The 16849-nt window shown below is 60.3% G+C and carries 19 protein-coding genes; 7 read left to right on the plus strand and 12 right to left on the minus strand.

Features of this window, described 5'->3' with window-relative positions; translation table 11 throughout:
• The first annotated feature begins 76 nt into the window (after positions 1-76).
• The 3 genes from fliP to fliR are packed head-to-tail and all read left to right on the plus strand — an operon-like array spanning position 77 to position 1900.
• Positions 77-763: a flagellar type III secretion system pore protein FliP gene (fliP, locus tag R5R73_RS10425; protein WP_083387278.1), complete on the plus strand. Its 687-nt coding sequence runs from the start codon at positions 77-79 to the stop codon at positions 761-763.
• 59 nt (positions 764-822) lie between these two features.
• The gene (gene fliQ / locus R5R73_RS10430) at positions 823-1092 is read left to right on the plus strand and encodes a flagellar biosynthesis protein FliQ (RefSeq protein WP_071231254.1); all 270 of its coding nucleotides are present in this window, start codon (positions 823-825) and stop codon (positions 1090-1092) included.
• Positions 1093-1108: 16 nt separating this feature from the next.
• A complete protein-coding gene (gene fliR / locus R5R73_RS10435) occupies positions 1109-1900 on the plus strand; it encodes a flagellar biosynthetic protein FliR (RefSeq protein WP_071231255.1) in 792 nt (263 codons plus the stop codon).
• A gap of 205 nt (positions 1901-2105) precedes the next feature.
• Here the strand turns inward: fliR and flgL are convergent, their stop codons facing one another.
• From flgL to flgB, 11 genes are all read right to left on the minus strand, one after another.
• The gene (flgL, locus tag R5R73_RS10440; protein ID WP_071231256.1) at positions 2106-3338 is read right to left on the minus strand and encodes a flagellar hook-associated protein FlgL; all 1233 of its coding nucleotides are present in this window, start codon (positions 3336-3338) and stop codon (positions 2106-2108) included.
• Positions 3339-3407: 69 nt separating this feature from the next.
• Positions 3408-5072: a flagellar hook-associated protein FlgK gene (gene flgK, locus R5R73_RS10445; RefSeq protein WP_322527473.1), complete on the minus strand. Its 1665-nt coding sequence runs from the start codon at positions 5070-5072 to the stop codon at positions 3408-3410.
• 127 nt (positions 5073-5199) lie between these two features.
• Positions 5200-6288 carry a flagellar assembly peptidoglycan hydrolase FlgJ gene (gene flgJ / locus R5R73_RS10450; RefSeq protein ID WP_322527474.1) on the minus strand — a complete coding sequence of 363 codons (1089 nt, stop codon included), beginning with the start codon at positions 6286-6288 and terminating at the stop codon, positions 5200-5202.
• On the minus strand, positions 6288-7427 hold the full coding sequence (locus tag R5R73_RS10455) for a flagellar basal body P-ring protein FlgI (protein WP_416221185.1): 1140 nt from the start codon (positions 7425-7427) through the stop codon (positions 6288-6290). The genes flgJ and R5R73_RS10455 overlap by 1 nt, the downstream gene beginning before the upstream one ends.
• Before the next feature lie 5 nt (positions 7428-7432).
• The gene (locus tag R5R73_RS10460) at positions 7433-8104 is read right to left on the minus strand and encodes a flagellar basal body L-ring protein FlgH (RefSeq protein WP_322529581.1); all 672 of its coding nucleotides are present in this window, start codon (positions 8102-8104) and stop codon (positions 7433-7435) included.
• A gap of 41 nt (positions 8105-8145) precedes the next feature.
• Positions 8146-8928: a flagellar basal-body rod protein FlgG gene (flgG, locus tag R5R73_RS10465; protein ID WP_071231260.1), complete on the minus strand. Its 783-nt coding sequence runs from the start codon at positions 8926-8928 to the stop codon at positions 8146-8148.
• 68 nt (positions 8929-8996) lie between these two features.
• Positions 8997-9764 (minus strand): flagellar basal body rod protein FlgF, encoded by a 768-nt coding sequence (locus R5R73_RS10470; RefSeq protein WP_071231261.1) that lies wholly within the window; start codon positions 9762-9764, stop codon positions 8997-8999.
• Positions 9765-9930: 166 nt separating this feature from the next.
• Positions 9931-11235 (minus strand): flagellar hook protein FlgE, encoded by a 1305-nt coding sequence (flgE, locus tag R5R73_RS10475; protein WP_322527475.1) that lies wholly within the window; start codon positions 11233-11235, stop codon positions 9931-9933.
• 64 nt (positions 11236-11299) lie between these two features.
• A complete protein-coding gene (locus tag R5R73_RS10480; protein ID WP_110632569.1) occupies positions 11300-12001 on the minus strand; it encodes a flagellar hook assembly protein FlgD in 702 nt (233 codons plus the stop codon).
• A 29-nt stretch (positions 12002-12030) separates the two neighbouring features.
• Complete coding sequence (gene flgC / locus R5R73_RS10485; protein ID WP_322527476.1) at positions 12031-12441, minus strand: flagellar basal body rod protein FlgC; 411 nt, start codon at positions 12439-12441, stop codon at positions 12031-12033.
• 4 nt (positions 12442-12445) lie between these two features.
• A complete protein-coding gene (flgB, locus tag R5R73_RS10490) occupies positions 12446-12865 on the minus strand; it encodes a flagellar basal body rod protein FlgB (RefSeq protein WP_110632567.1) in 420 nt (139 codons plus the stop codon).
• Between the two features lie 304 nt (positions 12866-13169).
• On the opposite strand from flgB, the gene flgA reads away from it, so the two are divergent.
• From flgA to R5R73_RS10505, 3 genes are all read left to right on the plus strand, one after another.
• Positions 13170-13904, plus strand: coding sequence for a flagellar basal body P-ring formation chaperone FlgA (flgA, locus tag R5R73_RS10495; RefSeq protein WP_322527477.1), 735 nt, complete (start codon positions 13170-13172; stop codon positions 13902-13904).
• Between the two features lie 115 nt (positions 13905-14019).
• The gene (gene flgM, locus R5R73_RS10500; RefSeq protein ID WP_208625335.1) at positions 14020-14295 is read left to right on the plus strand and encodes a flagellar biosynthesis anti-sigma factor FlgM; all 276 of its coding nucleotides are present in this window, start codon (positions 14020-14022) and stop codon (positions 14293-14295) included.
• A gap of 34 nt (positions 14296-14329) precedes the next feature.
• The gene (locus tag R5R73_RS10505) at positions 14330-14782 is read left to right on the plus strand and encodes a flagella synthesis protein FlgN (protein ID WP_110632558.1); all 453 of its coding nucleotides are present in this window, start codon (positions 14330-14332) and stop codon (positions 14780-14782) included.
• A gap of 123 nt (positions 14783-14905) precedes the next feature.
• Here R5R73_RS10505 and R5R73_RS10510 read toward each other — a convergent pair whose 3' ends face one another.
• Positions 14906-15286 carry a histone-like nucleoid-structuring protein, MvaT/MvaU family gene (locus R5R73_RS10510; RefSeq protein WP_322527478.1) on the minus strand — a complete coding sequence of 127 codons (381 nt, stop codon included), beginning with the start codon at positions 15284-15286 and terminating at the stop codon, positions 14906-14908.
• A 556-nt stretch (positions 15287-15842) separates the two neighbouring features.
• On the opposite strand from R5R73_RS10510, the gene R5R73_RS10515 reads away from it, so the two are divergent.
• A complete protein-coding gene (locus tag R5R73_RS10515) occupies positions 15843-16742 on the plus strand; it encodes a sensor domain-containing diguanylate cyclase (protein WP_276231550.1) in 900 nt (299 codons plus the stop codon).
• Positions 16743-16849: the final 107 nt, after the last annotated feature.

Raw genomic sequence — 16849 nt, forward strand, 5'->3', positions numbered from 1 at the left:
TGCGGCTAATTCCAGATTGCGTGGCGTCGTCGTGGGGTTGGGTGCCCTGGCGGCGTTGACGGCCAGCCAGTGGGCGATGGCGCAGGCGATTCCCGGCATTGTCAGCGAGCCGATGGCGGACGGCGGTCAGCGCTGGTCGCTGAGCCTGCAGACGCTGCTCTTTTTGTCTTCGCTCGCCTTTCTGCCGGCGATGCTGCTGATGATGACCTGCTTTACCCGGATCATCATCGTGCTGGGGCTGTTGCGTACCGCCATGAGCACGCCCTCGGCGCCGCCGACGCAGGTTCTGCTCGGGCTCGCGCTGTTTCTGACGTATTTCGTCATGTCGCCGGTACTCGACCGGGCCTATGAAGAAGCCTGGCAACCGTTCTCGGCCGAAGAAATTTCGATGGAGGAAGCGCTGGAGCGAGGCAGCCAGCCATTCCGCGAGTTCATGTTCGCCCAGACCCGGCAGGCCGATCTGGCAATGTTCGCCCGCATCGCCGATGTCGGCGAGATGCAGGGTCCCGAAGACGTGCCGATGCGTATCCTGGTGCCAGCCTATGTCACCAGTGAATTGAAGACGGCCTTCCAGATCGGCTTCACGATCTTCATCCCATTTCTGATCATCGACCTGGTCGTCGCCAGCGTACTGATGGCTTTGGGGATGATGATGGTGCCACCGGCCACGATCTCGTTGCCGTTCAAGCTGATGCTGTTCGTGCTGGTCGATGGTTGGCAGCTTCTGATCGGCTCGCTGACCCAAAGTTTCTATTTCTCGTGAGTCGCACAGACACGAACCGTGTCGTCAGCCCCCGCTTCGCGACTGCATGGAGGTAAGCAATGTCTCCCGAAATGGTAATGAGCATGGCCTACCAGGGCATGAAAGTGACCCTGATGATAGCCGCTCCGCTACTGCTGACCGCGCTACTGGTCGGCCTGCTGGTCAGCCTTTTCCAGGCGGCGACCCAGATCAACGAAATGACGCTGACGTTCATTCCCAAGATCCTGGGCGTCTTCGCCATGCTGATCCTCTCCGGCGCCTGGATCATTCAGCTCCTGGTCAACTTCACTCGGGAACTGCTGCAGAACATTCCCCAGATGGTGAGCTGATTCGTCAGCGCGATCGATGATCGATATTACCTCAGCCCAGTGGGAAAGCTGGATACGGCTCTTCTTCTGGCCCACGGTTCGCATTCTTGCCTTCTTCATGGCGTCACCGCTGTGGAGCTTGCCGAGCGTACCAACGCCGGTAAAGGCGCTGCTTGGGGCCGCAATCGCTGTGGCCATCGCGCCTGCCCTGCCACCGATGCCGGCGATTCCTCTGTTCTCGCTGGAAAGCTTCGGCATCATGCTTCAGCAGATTCTTATCGGTATCGCCATGGGCCTGGTGCTGCGGATCATGATCGCCGTGGTGCAGACTGCCGGCGAGTTCATCAGCATGCAGATGGGCCTCGGGTTCGCGACCTTCTTCCAGCCGGATGCCGGCACCAATACGATGGTGCTGTCGCGCCTGCTGGAAATTTTGACGCTGCTGATGTTCCTGGCGATGAACGGACACCTTATCACGATCGAAATTCTCGCCTGGACCTTCGAGGTGCTGCCCATCGGCTCGACCTCGATCGATGCCAGCTTTGCCGAAACGCTGGCCCGCTGGGGCGGCACCATTTTCTCCTCCGGCCTGCTGATGGCGATTCCCATCGTCACCGCGCTGCTGTTGATCAATCTCTCGCTGGGCATTCTCAATCGTGCATCGCCACAGCTGTCGATCTTTTCGGTGGGTTTCCCGATGACACTGACCGCCGGCCTGGTGCTGATTACCGCACTGATTCCGGATATGGGAGGCTTCTGGAGCGATCTGTTCGAACAACAGCTTCGTTTCATGCAGGGCATGATCGAACAGATGGCCGGCACGCCCTGACCCGAGATCACAACGGGGCCAATCTCTCCCCGAACTCCTTTCCAATATTCGAAATCGCCAACCGACGGCTCACCCAAACCCAGACAAAAGGGGCGCATCCTGCAGGATTCGCCCCTTTGACTTCGAACCGGGCCGTTAACGGCCCGATCCGTTGGCGATTGAAATCCGACGCCGCGTCAGGTCGAACGTCGCGTCAGACCAAACATCACATCAGGTCGAACAACGAAGTCCCCTGCAAATCGACGAAGGCTTTCTGCGACGCCTGCAACCCCACCTGCCGCAGCACATAGTCCGAAATGGCGGTGGTGTAATCCAGATCGATCAGATCGCTCTGGGTCTGGGTGTAGCTGATCTTGCGATCGCCCCCTACGGTATCGAGCGTGTCCAGCTCGTTGAGTCGAGCACCGACGGACGCGCGCACGGTCAGCACATTGTCCAGTGCGTTATCCAGCTCCCGGCTGGAGGTCGACAGCGTATTGGCGAAGGCCGCCTTGTCGGCGTCGGAATCCAGCGGGTTCTCGAGGGCAGAGAGCATGTTCTCCAACGTCCTAAAGACGTCGGGCTTCATCTCAGAAGCCGGGCCCACCGCGAGCGTATCACTTGGCTCGGGCGTTCCTTCCAGCGTCAGACGGACGCCGCCGAATTCCAGAGTGGCACTGGTGCCGTCATAGGTACCTGTCTTGCTGACACTCGGGCCGCTAATCGTATAGCCGAAAGTGCCGTCACCATTATCGCTGAACGAAATAGCGTACTCGTCGCCGTAGCCATCGGCGGTCGTGTCCGTCACCTGGGGGCCAGTGAAGGTCAAGGTGCCAGTATTGCCGTCGCCAGCCTTGGCCAAGTAACCAGCGCCGGCCGCCACGCTCTGGAAGACCTCTTTCCCGGTGTTGCCGACGTCCATCATTCGAGAAGAGTCGACCTTCTGCTGGCGAACCGCGCCGGAGCCATCGTATTCTACGTACACCTTCTTGGGGTCAGAGTCATTATCCTCGACCTTGACGAAGGGCGCGGAACTATCCTTGTAACCGCCGAAGAGATAGCTTCCGTTACCGTCGGTAGAGTTGGCCTGCCCCAACAGCGCCTCGTAGACGCCACGCAGCTCCGACGCCTGGGACTGGCGGTCGGCGTCGCTCAGCGTGCCATTGCCGGCCTGGATCATGAGCTCCTTGGCTCTCGTCAGAGCATCGGAAACACTGTCGAGAACGCTCTCTTCCTGGCTCAGCGAGTTGCGCACCGTCACCCGGCTGTCGCTCTGCTGGGCATTGGTGGCCAACGATTGCGATACCCCGACCGCCCGCGATGCAGCCTGTGGGTCGTCGGAAGGACGCACCACACGCTTGCCGGAAGCGATCTGCTCGCCGACTTCCATGAAAGCGCCCTGCTGGCGGTTCATCGAGCTGACACTGCGCTCAAACATCATCACGGTGCTGACACGCACGGCTCTCTCCTCCAAGGCACCCGATCAGGTGCACTCAATGATTATTCAAAAACGGCGCTTCGACAGCTCTCAAGCGCGCAGCCCCAAAATCGTATCCAGGATGGCCGAACCCGCTTCGATGACCTTGGCATTGGCCGAATAATACTGCTGATATCGCATCAGGTTGGCGTACTCTTCGTCCAGGTTCACGCCCGAGTCGGCCTGCTGGTAAGCGTAAAGCTGATCGCTCAGCCCCTGCTGGGTCGTCAGGTTGGCCTCGGTGATGGCCGCCCGGTTGCCCACATCGCTGACCAGCGAAGCGTAGCCGCCACTGAAGGTCGCACTACCGCCAACTAGCTTCTGATTCTGCAGGTCGAGTAACGCCAAGGCATTGCGGTTGTCACCGGAGTCACCGCTTTCCGAAGCGGCGATCTGGCTGGTATCGCTCAACGCGAGATCGAAACCGGCGGCCGCATTGCGCGTCGGTTGGACCAGGAACGTATCCCCTTCGGCAGGAGTATCCAAAGAAGGTGTCAGCGTAACTCCGCCAAAAACCAACTCACCATCATCATTCAGCTCGATGGTGCTGTCCTCGCCAGTGGAAAGATTTTCTAAAAGATACTCATCTCCTCCCTGGTATGTGAGACGGTAATCGTCGCTGCTGACGCCACTGTAATCACGTAACTCACCCGCATCGACGTCGACGGGATCGTCCCCGGTGAACCGGATTTCCATCTCCGCCGTACCGGCGTTATCGCCGCTAGCATAGACCGTAGGTGAACCCAGCGAAAAGAAGTCCTCCCCCTCCAAGCCATCAAGATCAAATCCCTGCTCCTGCAAGGCGTTGAAGCTTCCCCCCAAGGTCACCGCCAACTGACCGAGCTGGTTCTGAACGCTGTCGAGGGTTTCGCTACGAAAGCTCAACAATCCACCCAGTTCACCGCCTTGAATGACGGATTCCTTGAGTGGCGAACGCGAGCCGGCACCATCTTCGTAGGCGATCGTGATATTGGAAGGATCTTCATCGCTCTTGACGGCGACGAGATCGAAGGACTTGTTGCCGGCGACCAGCGGCGTGCCGTTGGATAGCGATACCTGGTAGGTCGAACCATCCTGGACCTGCACGTTGACGTCGACCAGCTCGCCGAGATCACTGACCAGCTTGTCGCGTTGATCCAGCAGTGCGTTGGGCTCCTCGCCGCTTCTGGCACGGGCCAGCGTCACCTGCTTGTTGAGATCGGCAATCTGGTCGCTGAGATTGTTGACCTGGGTGACCACGTCGCCAATCTGGCCGTTGATGCCCTCACGCATGTCGCTGAGATAGCCATCGTAAGCACGGAACTGTGCGACCATGCTGCGAGCGCTGCCCAATACCCCTTCGCGCGCGGCTGCGTCCGAAGGCGCACCGGTCAGATCCTCGAGGCTGGAGAAGAAATTCTGCATCAACGTGGTCAGACCGGAATCGCTGTCCGCCAGCAGATCGTCGATCTGGTTGACCTGGCTCTGGTAGGTTTCCAGGGCCGACTCGCGGCTATTGACCTGATTGAGCTGCGAACTGATATAGCTGTTGTACTGGCGCTGGATGCCGTCGACGCTGACGCCGGAACCGCCACCCTCGCCGCTGCTGTTCTGTCCCAGCAGCGTCAACTGTCGGCTATAGCCATCGGTGTAGACGTTGCTGATGTTGTTGCTGGTCGTCGAGAGCGCATTCTGCGCCGCGCTCAAACCGCTAAGGCCAATCGAAAACAGGCTCATATCGCTATCCCGTGAAACGCCATGACGATGCTGGCGATGTCCGTGCAAGGTTATGATTTTTATCGGCCGCGAAAGCCGCTTCTTGACCCCTTCAGACAGCGATTTCGCAACCAATTGTTAACGCCGATCAGAAAATCGCCGTGGGCAGATCGTCGGGGCCGAACGGATTGCCGGCATTACTCGCAGTCGCCAGCAGATCGCGACCTGCCCCGGCTTCTAGCGTGCCCAACTGCGCCATGATGCCGCGAAGCTTCTCGGCATAGCGTGGATCCGTGGCATAACCGCCCTGCTGCAACGCCTGAGCCGCCTGGTCGGGTGTCGAAGCCGCCACGACCCCCTGATAGCGAGGGTTGTCGCCGATCAACCTGGCGTAATCGTTGAAGGCATCGGTATAGGAGTCATAGACGCGGAAGCGATCGACCATCTTGACCGGCCGCCCGTCGACATACTCGGTGGTGGTGATAGCCGTGGTGTCGCCCTGCCAGGACTGTCCGGCCTTGATACCGAAGAGATTGTGGCTGTTGCCGCCGCTGGCGGTGGGAATCTCCCGCTGCCCCCAGCCGGTCTCGAGCGCGGCCTGGGCCAGAATCAGCTCGGCCGGCACGCCCGAGGACTGTTCCGCCTGCCTGGCCGGACCTGCCAGACTGTCGAGGAAGGCGCGGACGTGCGCCGGACGATCGTCGGCCTCGTCTCCCATCAATGTCGATGTCGATGTCGATGTCGATGTCGATGACGAGCCGTTGGCCGTGGCAGCGCTGGCAATCTCATGCCGTGACAGATCCGGCGCAAATCCCGGCGTGCGAAGGCCACCATGCAACAGCCGTGGCGTACCCCGCGGAATGCCGGCGATCAGGGCCGAGGCATCGTCCCCCGTAGCGCCCGAGGCGGCGGGCAGTGCCGAGGTGCCCGGCAGGCCGCTACCCTCGAGCTGCGCCACCAGCTGATCGGCAAGCCCCAGCCCCTTGCCCGCCAGCTGCTGCGCCCACTGCTGATCCTGCATCGAGCGCATCATGTCCATCTGATTGCTATGTAGTAGACCGGACTGGGGGCTGGCATCGCGCATGCTCTTGAGCATCATCTGCAGGAACACGGCCTCGAACTGGCGCGATGCTTCCCTGAGACTCCCCTGCGGCGAGTTGGCCGCACTGTACTTGAGCTTCTGCACGCTCTGGACGTCGAGCGCAAACTGCCCCGAAAGATCGTTGGTGATCGCCATCAGATGATATCCAGCTCGGCGTTGAGCGATCCCGCGGACTTCAACGCCTGGAGAATCGACATCAGATCCTGGGGAGAGGCGCCCAATGCGTTCAGCGCGTTGACCACATCCATCAGATCGGCACTGGTCTGAACCATCTGCAGCGCACCGCCCTCCTGCTGTACGGTGATGTCGGCGTTGGGAACGACCGTCGTGTTGCCACCAGCCAGCGCATTGGGCTGACTGACCTGGGGATTGGAATCGATGACGATCGACAGGTTGCCGTGGGCCACCGCGGCACGATTGAGCGTGACGGTGTCCGACAGCACCACCGAGCCGGTACGCGCATTGACGATTACCTTGGACGGGCCACGCTCGGTAGTGACGTTCACTCCCTGCACGCGAGCCAGAAAGGTGACGCGATCATTGTCGTTGGCCGGCAGCTTCAACTGCACCGTGCGTCCGTCGAGCGCGGCGGCGACCGGCGCGCCGAACTCCTGATTGATCGCCGCGACCATGCGTCGGGCATTCTCGAAGTCGGCATTCTTGAGGAACAGATCCAGCGTGCCACTGGCGTCGCCCAGTCGCATCGGCACTTCCTGCTCGACGAGACCGCCTCCGGGAATACGGCCCGCGGCCAGGTGATTGACGGAAACACTGCTGCCCGCCGCTTCCGCCCCGGCGCCGCCGACGTAGACGTTGCCTTGAGCCAGCGCGTAGACGCGACCGTCCGCCCCCTTCAACGGAGTCATCAGCAGCGTGCCGCCGCGCAGGCTGTCGGCGTTGCCCATCGATGACACGGTGATATCGATCTCCTGCCCCTGGCGGGAGAACGGCGGCAGTCTGGCGGTCACCATGACGGCCGCCACGTTGCGCAGCTGCATGTTGGTGCCCGCGGGCACCGTGACGCCCAGCTGCGATAGCAGGTTGGTGATGCTCTGCCCCGTGAACGGCGCCTGAGTGGTCTGGTCACCCGTTCCGTCGAGACCGACCACCAGGCCATAGCCGACCAGCTGGTTGTCACGTACGCCGGCGAAATTGGCCAGATCCTGAATGCGCTGCGCCTGGGCGCCCAGACTGAACAGCAGGATCGCCAGGAACAGAAGCGCTCTGGCCAACGGCGAGCGACGCAACTGGAATGAACGAAACAGAGCGGACATAGGCATCAGAACGGCGAAATGTTGAGGAAGAAGCGCTGCAGCCAACCCATGGTCTGCGCTTCGTTGATATAGCCATCACCGACATATTCGATACGGGCGTCGGCGACCTGCGTCGACTGCACGGTGTTGGAACCGCTGATCGCGCGTGGATTGATCACGCCGGAGAACCGGATATATTCGGTGCCCTGGTTGATCGCGATCTGCTTTTCCCCGCGAACCTTCAGGTTGCCGTTGGCCAGCAGATCATAGACGGTCACGGTAATCGTCCCGGTAAAGGTGTTGTTGGCATTGGCGCCCCCCGAACCGTTGAAGATGTTCTCGCCTTCGAGGTCCATGCCATAGTCGCTCAGTTTATCGAGAGGGTCCGGCACCAGCGTCGGCGTGAACGTCGCCGAACCGTCTCGTGACGCATTCGCCGCCGAGCTCTTGCTGGCACTGACCTGTTCGTCGAGCACGATGGTGATGATGTCCCCGATCTGACGCGGACGGCGGTCCTCGAACAGTGGCTGGAAGCCGAAGCGCGCCTGATAGATCGAGCCGTTGGCCTGCGTCGGCGGTGTCGACGGTATTTCCACCGGGGACGAATTCTCGACCACGGAGTGGCGCGGAATCTGGGCACAGCCAGCCACGATCAGCACCAGACAGAGGCCGGTCAGCATCAATACCCTGCGCCACATCGTGGACAATTCTGCGGTCAGCAACACGCGCCTTCCCCGGTTTATAGCTGTGTCAGACGCTGGAGCATCTGATCGGATGTTTCGACGGCCTTGCTGTTGATCTCGTAGGCGCGCTGCGTCTCGATCATGCTGACCATCTCTTCCACCACATTGACGTTGGAAGTCTCGACGTATCCCTGATAGAGCACGCCGGCCCCATCCAGACCGGGGTTGAGATCGTTACGCGGACCAGAGGCGTCGGTTTCCAGGTACAGGTTCTGGCCGATGCTCTGCAGCCCCGTCGGGTTGATGAACGTGGAGAGCATGATCTGCCCCACCTCGTTGCTCTGGGAAGTCCCCGGCTGCATCACGGAAACCACGCCATCCTGGCTGACAGTGATCGACAGCGCGTTCTGCGGGATCACGATCGGTGGATCGACCGGATAACCGCCCGCCGTCACCAGCTGGCCGTTCTCGTTGACCTGAAAGCTGCCGTCACGGGTGTAGCCCGTGGTGCCGTCCGGCATCTGCACGGCAAAGAAGCCCTTGCCGTTGATCGCGAGATCGCGGGAGTTCTCGGTATTCTGCAGACCGCCCTGGGTGTGCAGCCGCTCGGTGGCGACCGGACGCACGCCCGTACCGACCTGCATGCCGGATGGCAGCGTATCGACCACCGAAGATTGCGCACCGGGCTGACGCACGTTCTGGTACAGCAGATCTTCGAAGACGGCGCGAGACCGCTTGAAACCGTTGGTCGAGACGTTGGCCAGGTTGTTGGAAATCACATCCAGCTTGACCTGCTGCGATTCCAGGCCGGTCTTGGCCGTCCATAAAGACTTGATCATGACAAAACCTCATTGTCGGTAAGCCAGCCAGCGGCCAGCCTCAGCTGGTCAGGGTCAACTGGTCAGGGTCAACTGGTCAGAGAAAGCAGGCTGTTGGCGCGTTGTTCGTTCTCGTCCGCGCTTTCGATCACCTTCATATGCATGTCGTAACGTCGAGCGCTGTCGATCATCGAAATCATGGCGTCGGTGGCGGTGACATTGCTGCCTTCGAGCGCCCCGGGAACCAGACGCAGGGTATCGTCGGCCGGGATCGGCGCCGCCACGTCCTGCCCCTGGGCCGGTGGCATCCGAAACAGGCCGTCTTCGCCACGCACCAGATTGTCGTTCCCCGGCGCGACCATCTTGAGACGCGCCAACGGCGCGATCGCATCCGGGTTCTGGCCCGGCTCGAGCACGCTGATCGAACCATCCGGCGCGATCGTCACGTCGCCCCCCAACGGTACGACGATGGCCTGGCCGTTGTCGGAGAGCACCGGGTTGCCGAGCGATGTCAGCAGGCCGGTGGAATCGACCTGGAGGTCGCCACGGCGAGTATAGGCTTCGCCGCCGTTCGGCGACTGCACCGCCAGCCAGGTATCGTCGCCCTGCAGCGCAACATCGAGACTGCGCCCGGTGGTACTGATGGTGCCCGGCGTGAAATCGGCGCCCGGCGTCGTCATCATCGAGGCAACGCGGGTCGGCAGGCGCGCCTCGCCTTCCACCGGCACGGCACGAAACGCCATCAGCTCGCCGCGAAACCCGGGCGTGCTGACGTTGGCCAGATTGTTGTTGACCACCGATTGCTGCGCCATCGTCTGGCTCGCGCCACCGCCGGCGGTGTAGAGAATTCTATCCATGCCCTATGCCTTTCATATCGGCGCCTTTCATATCGGCGCCTTTCGAAACCGTGGCTATTGAAACAGTGCTTGCCGAAATCGTATCTATCGAACCCGGCCTATCGAAGCGGGATCGTTGCCGGCCGACTCGCGACCGGCAACGCCAATGCTGTTGGCGACAGAATTATCAGCGCAGCTGCGCAATCTGATCCATGACTTCGGACTGGGTACGGATCGAGTTGGTGTTGGCCTGGTAGTTGCGCTGCGCAATGATCAGGTTGACCAGCTCCTGCGTCAGATCGACGTTGGAGGCCTCCAACGTTTCGGACTCGATCGAGCCCAGCGTGCCGGTACCTGCAATGCCCAGCAGTTCGTTACCGGAAGCCGCCGTCGCCGCGAACAGGTTGTCGCCGGAAGGCGTCAAACCCTCGGGATTACGGAAGGTGGCCAGGGCAATCTGGCCAAGATCGACGGTCTTCTCGTTGGAATAGTTACCGACGATGGTGCCGTCGTCAGCGAAGCTGATGCCGACCAGCGCACCGGCGGAATAGCCATCCTGTGCCAGGCTCTTGACGGTGGAGTCACCGGCGAACTGCGTGCTGCCCGCCATGTTGAAAGTGGCGTTGATCTCCTGGACACCAGTGCCTAGCTCATTGTCAGTGAACGTCAGATCGGGCCAGTTGACCGGATTGTCCGTTGTCAATTCGCCGTTAATGGTTGCGAGCTTGCCGGAATTGTCGAACTCCAGAGTCAGCGCGGGGTCATCCGCCGTCAGCACACCATCGAGCGCCGTACGTGCAGTCCAGGTGTTGTCGTCAACACTGGATTTCTGGAAATAGAGCGTTGCGTTATGCTGCGCGCCCTGGGAATCGTAGACGGTGAAACTGGTGGAGTAGTTGTAGGCGATCGGGGTCTGCGCAGTCGTATCTTCGGCGTTCTTCGCAGTCAGGCTGTTGTAGAGCGTTGCCGTCGAGGTATCGTCGGCGACCGTGGCGGAATCCAGGTTGAGCAGGATGTTGATGCCGGTGCCGGTGGCGCCCGTCGCGCTGGCCGGCATGTCGGCCGCCGGGATGTTGAGCACGCCCGGCTGGCCGCCGGTAACGACACCGGAGTTGACGTCGGTGGCATCGGCCAGCCCGTATCCCATCAGCCGCGCACCCTGGGCATTTTCCAGGTAGCCGTCCGCGGTCATCGTCAACTGGCCGTTACGCGAGTAGCCCACCTGGCCTTCCTGCTGGAAGCGCAGGAAGCCATCACCGGCGATGGCGATATCCAGGTTGCGCCCGGTGGCTTCCAGGCTGCCGCTGCTGAAGTCCTGCAGAATGCCGGAAACCCGGGTACCCAGGCCGACGGCGCTGTTGGCGAAGACGTCGGAGAACTGCACCGAGCCGCTCTTGAAGCCTTTGGTCTGCGAGTTGGAAATGTTGTTGCCGATGACATCCAGCTGCTGGGAAGCGGCGTTGACGCCGCTCAATGCCTGTGAAAAGCCCATGATTCATCCCCTACGTTTATCGGTTGCGTACGCTCAAGCGGTTTCGTGTCGTCAATGCTTTTGCTCAGAGAATCTGACGCACTTCCGAGAGCGCCACGGGATCCCGAGCAGGTCCCAAGTCCAGTTGCGGTCCACTGGCATCCTGGATCACGCCATTGACCAGGGCGTAATTCAGGGCTGCCGGTGCGTATGTCTCGTCTCCCACCGTCGCCGTCAGAGAGGCGGTATAGATACTGTCGGTGGAGGCCTTGGAACCATCGGCCAACTGACCATCCCAGCTGAAGCTGTGCACGCCGGCCTCGAGCGGACCGGTGGAGAAGCTGTCGATGATCTCGCCGCTGGGACCGCGAATATCGATCTGCAGATCCTCGACGGCGCTGTCCAGATTCACGCCGATCGGCGTCGCGACAACACCTCCCGTGTCATCGGTCGCCCCCACCAGAACCTCGTTGCCCGGCACCATGACGCCCTGCCCGATCAACGCCGTCGCCTGCAGGGCCTGCCCCGCATCGATCTGGTCGTTGATTCTGGTAAGGCTGTCATTGAGCTTTTCGATACCACTGACGGTACTGATCTGCGCCAGTTGCGCGGTCATGTCCGAGTTTTCCATCGGACTGGTCGGGTCCTGATTCTTCAGTTGGGTAACCAGCAGCGTCATGAAGCGATCATTGAGCTCGCTGCCGGATTCCATTCCCGTAGTGGCACTGCTGGCGGCCGTGTCATTGATATTGGCTAGCGTACTGCTACCGATCACCGGACTGGACATGACATCTCCTTGATGTGGCCCGACACCGATCAGCCTTCGCCGATGGTGAGAGTTTTGGTCATCAGCGTCTTGGCGGTATTCATGACCTCGACGTTGGCTTGGTAAGAGCGGGAGGCTGCGATCATGTCGACCATCTCGTTGACCGGGTCGACATTGGGCATCTGCACATAGCCCTGCTCGTCGGCCAGCGGATGCCCCGGGCGGTACTCCATGCGCATCGGCGCGACGTCGTCCTCGACCACGCCGGTGACGCGAACGCCGCCCGTGCCGCCGCCCTGCTGGCTCAGCGCCTGGAACATGACCTGCCTGGCGTGGTAGGGCTCTCCGTCCGGCCCGGCGACGCTATCGGCATTGGCGAGGTTGCTCGCGGTAACGTTCATGCGCTGCGAATTGGCCGACAGCGCCGAACCGGAAATATCGAATACACTGAACATGGACATCGTGTTACTCCGGCTGCATGGCTTTCTTCAGCCCCTGGATCTTGCGGCTGACGAAAGTGACGTCCGCCTGATAGCGGAGCGAGTTGTCGGCAAAGGCCGAGCGCTCCCGATCCATATCGACCGTATTGCCATCGAGGCTCGGCTGATCGGGAATGCGGTAGAGCAGGTCCTGAACACCCGACCCGCCTGACGCCTGCCCCGGAATGTGTCGAGCGGATGTCCGAGCCAGCGACAGCCCGCCGGAGCCCTCGCTGCGCCCCTGCTCCATGACCCGATCCAACTCTGCGCGGAAATCGAAATCCCGCGCCTTGAAGTTGGGCGTATCGGCATTGGCGATATTGTTGGCCAGCACCTGCTGACGTTCTGCGCGCAGATTGATGGCCTCCTGCTGGAAGCGCAGCGCGTTATCCAACTTGTCGAACATGCCGTGCACCTCGGATGGCGTTCGCTGGAAAATTGACAGGATGGAGAATAGCGGCGGGCGGCGCGATTCAAACCCGTAAACAGACCGTCAATTGCGCGCCATTTTCATCAATGCTCGATGGCGAGCACGCCTACAATCGTTTTCCAATGTGGGGGATTGCGTCCACCGGCTTGCCATGTCGGGACGCCCCGGCCCGGATCCATGATCTGGTTCGGATTTCCAGAACCGCCCCGCCGAGACCCGCGAACAGCCCGAGCTCCGTGACATGCGTGCCGACCCGACTGAAGCGTTTCCGCGAAACCGGTTGAAACATCGACCGTCCCGCCAGCTCGTGTTCCGAGCCGGCGCCGTCACGCTGATGGCGCTGCTTTTCGCGCTATCGTTGCTGCCGCTTCCCTCGATCGCCCGCGCGGCATCGGCGGATGAACCCTCCGACGCCGTCGTCGCCAGCGTGCGTCAGTTCCTGAAGGAGCGCACTGCCTCTCTCGGCGACCAGGTGACGATCGATATTCGGGAAAGCGACGTCGATCTCGGCGACTGCGCGACACCGCAACCCTTCCTGCCTCGCCCCGGAGTGCCTCAGGGCCGGGTTACGGTAGGTGTTCATTGCGACAGCGACGGCAGCCGGACGCGCTATCTGCAGGCCACGGTTTCGGCGATAGTTCGCCACCTGGTCGCACTCCAGCCGATTGATCCCGGTCAACGGATCGATGCGACGATGCTGGATTGGCAGGAGGCGGATATTTCCCGCCTGCGCCGCGGCTACCTCGATGATCTCGACCAGGCGGTCGGCAGGGTTGCCACGCGACGCATCCCGACCGGAGCGACGCTGACCGACAACATGATCAGAAAGCCGTGGATGGTGAAACGCGGTGATACGGTCGTACTGACCGCCGTGGGCCAGGGGTTTCGCATCAGTCGCAGCGTCGAGGCGCTGGATAACGGTGAATTAGGCAGCACCATTCGCCTCAAGACGGAGGATGATCAGATTCTACAGGGAAGAGTGACGGGACAGGATCGGCTGCGCGTCGACCTGTGAGCCGTCCAGATAATTTTTTTAACAAATCTCTGTTCGAATTTCGTTCAGCTTCCGCTGGCCTTGCCGATAACGTAAGCAAGTACGTGATTGTGCATCCAGCCATGAGGTAATGACCTTGAAAATCGATCAAACGCAACCGCTGACTCGCCCGACCCAGAACGAGGCCGCCGAGCAGCGCAAAAGCGCGGAGTCGCTGGGAGCCGCCAAGACGACGGCCGGTTCCAGGACGACGCTGAGCCAGATCCCGCGGGGCGACGAGAGCGGAGACATCGACACTGCCCGTGTCAACGATATCCGCCAGGCGATCTCCGAAGGCCGGCTCGAACTCGATACCAGCAAGATTGCCGACGGTCTGATCCAGAGCGTTCGTCATATGCTGGGTGAGCAATAATCCCTGACTTCAGGCCCAGTGCCAGGAATTCTGCATGACGCCAGCTGAATTGATTGCCGAACAACATGCCTTGTTGGAAAGGCTCGTGGAAACACTCGATGCGGAGGCCGGCTGTCTCGGCGCTGGCAGGGCCGACGGGGAACGTCTCGGTGAGCTGGCAGCGCTGAAGCAACAGCAGTTGAATGACCTCGATCAAATCGAGAGTCTCCGGCGAGAGCATCAGCAATCGCAAGGATTCGGCATGGGGAGCCGCGGTGCGGAGCAGTTTGCCCAGTCACTGGACAGGCAGGAAACCTGGCAGCGGATTCGAGAACTGGCAGAGCGGGTCCGTCGGACCAATCGCCTCAATGGCCACATCATCTCCACACGGCTGGAGCACAATCAACAGGCCATCGATTTTCTGAATCGTGCCATCGGGGGCAGCGTCTACGGCCCCAAGGGCGAGTCGCGCCACAACGGCTTCGGCGGCATCAGCTCCAAGGCTTGAGGTTCGCTTGAGGTTCGAGAGCCGCTAAATACGAAACCCTCCGCCGTTGTATCTCGGCGGAGGGTTTTGTTTTGACCAAGCGCATGAAAAAGCGCCCAAGCGCATGAAAAAAGGAAAAGGCGCTTAGTCTTCCGTCCTGACGACCCAGGACTCGACGGTATCGCTGCCGTGTTCGTCTTTCCAAGCCTTCAAGGTCTTGTGATTGCCGCCACGTGTCTCGACGACTTCCCCGGTGTTGGGGTTCTTGTAAATCTTGAGCTTGCGCTTGCGGCGGCTACCGGCCGATCCGGTCTGCGCAGCAGCGGGCTGAGCGTTGTCAGCTTTCGGGTTCAACAATTCAATGACGTCACGCGTCGTCTTGCCATACTCCGCCATCAGAGCTTCGAGTTTCTCCTTGAACTCGAGCTCGGACTTCAGACGTTGATCACCCTCCATTCGCTTCAGCTCTTCTTCAAGCTGCTTCAGGAGCTGTTCTTTCTTGACGTAATCGCTAAGTAGAGACATTCGTTGGTCCGTTGCGGGTAGGTTTAAGCGTGTGCATTATTGCGGATATTTAAAAACTTTCAAGTCTTAGCGAGAGGTTTTTTAAAGCGCAGGGATTACCAGTATTTATTTAACTCCCGGCTCGTTAATGACTTAGCGTAATATCGACCTTCCGGCATCGCAAAGTTGGCGTTTCTTTTATCGGTTGCCGGTCCCGTTATTTACGTCATCTCCATCCCGCTTTGCAAGGAGAAAACGCCCCGATTAGAACCATCGCCGTTATGGAGTCTGAGGGACGTTATCCGAGGAGCACGAAACCCGAGATCCCCGCAGCAAATAGTGGTGAATAAGTGTGCTCTAAATGAATGATATCTAATTGGTTATGCGTATCGAGAGTGAGCTACAATTTCCCGCCCTGCCGTCGCTATTGAACGGAAGACTCGCTTCACTTCAGGCTTCATACGAATGGATTCGATTTCCGGCTGTCTGACGACGCCAGGCGTTTTCGATGACCAGGACATCGGTTCAGGACATGACAAAAAAGAAAAGTCGCTTATCGACCCGTACGATAGTGGAATTGGCTGGCATCTGGCTGGGTTCCTCTCTGTTGATGCTGGGCGCGGCTTGGCTGGTTGGCGCCGGCGGGCCATTCTTGATTGCCGTGCTGGTCTGCCTCTTCAGTGGGCTGTCGGGCCTGGTTGCCAGTTTCTGGCTATTCAATCTTCGACTGCTGGCCCCGGTCAGGCGGCTGGCAGATCACGTGCGCTTTGTGCATGAATTCCGCGACACGCCGCGCGACACGCCGCAGCAGATGCCCTTCGATCTTTCCCGCCGCTCCGACGCCGTGGGCTTGCTGACGCGGAACCTGCAGAAGCTGATCGAAGAGTCGAGAAGTGACCACGCCGCTCTGCTGGAACAGACGCTGAACGATCCACTGACCGGACTCGGCAACCGGCGCATGCTGGAAAGCCAGCTCGACGTGCTCATCCCTCTCAGCCGTCGCCTGAGCTGCACGGTGTCGGCGATGATGATCGATGTCGATCACTTCAAGGCATTCAACGACCACTACGGCCACCCGGCCGGCGATGTATGCCTCGTGGATATCGCTGGCGTGCTGAAAGACACCTTCCGTCGAGAAACCGATGTGGTGGTACGCCTGGGTGGCGAAGAGTTCCTGGTACTGCTGATCAATGCCGACAAGGACGAAGCCTGGGCACTGGCCGATGCCATGCGCGCCATGATTCAGGCGCTGGGCATTCCTCACGAATATTCCTCGGTGGCTTCCGTGGTCACCGTCAGCGTCGGGGTGGCCACCAGCCCTCATGGCTTGCTGGTCGATATCGACGACATGATCGCCCATGCCGATGAGGCGCTTTATGACTGCAAGGCCCGGGGCAGAAACCAGGTGGCATCCAGGCTGATGGGGGCCGACACTACGCTCGAGGGATCTCAGCCGTCCATCGAATCCACGGCATGACCCGTTCGAGACAACAATCTTTGAAACAACAATCTTTGAGACAATAATCTTTACAGCAGAATACTGTATATAAATACAGTCTTTCTTTACCTTATCCTCATCGACGT

This window comes from Salinicola sp. LHM (assembly GCF_034479735.1).
Classification (GTDB): domain Bacteria; phylum Pseudomonadota; class Gammaproteobacteria; order Pseudomonadales; family Halomonadaceae; genus Salinicola; species Salinicola salarius.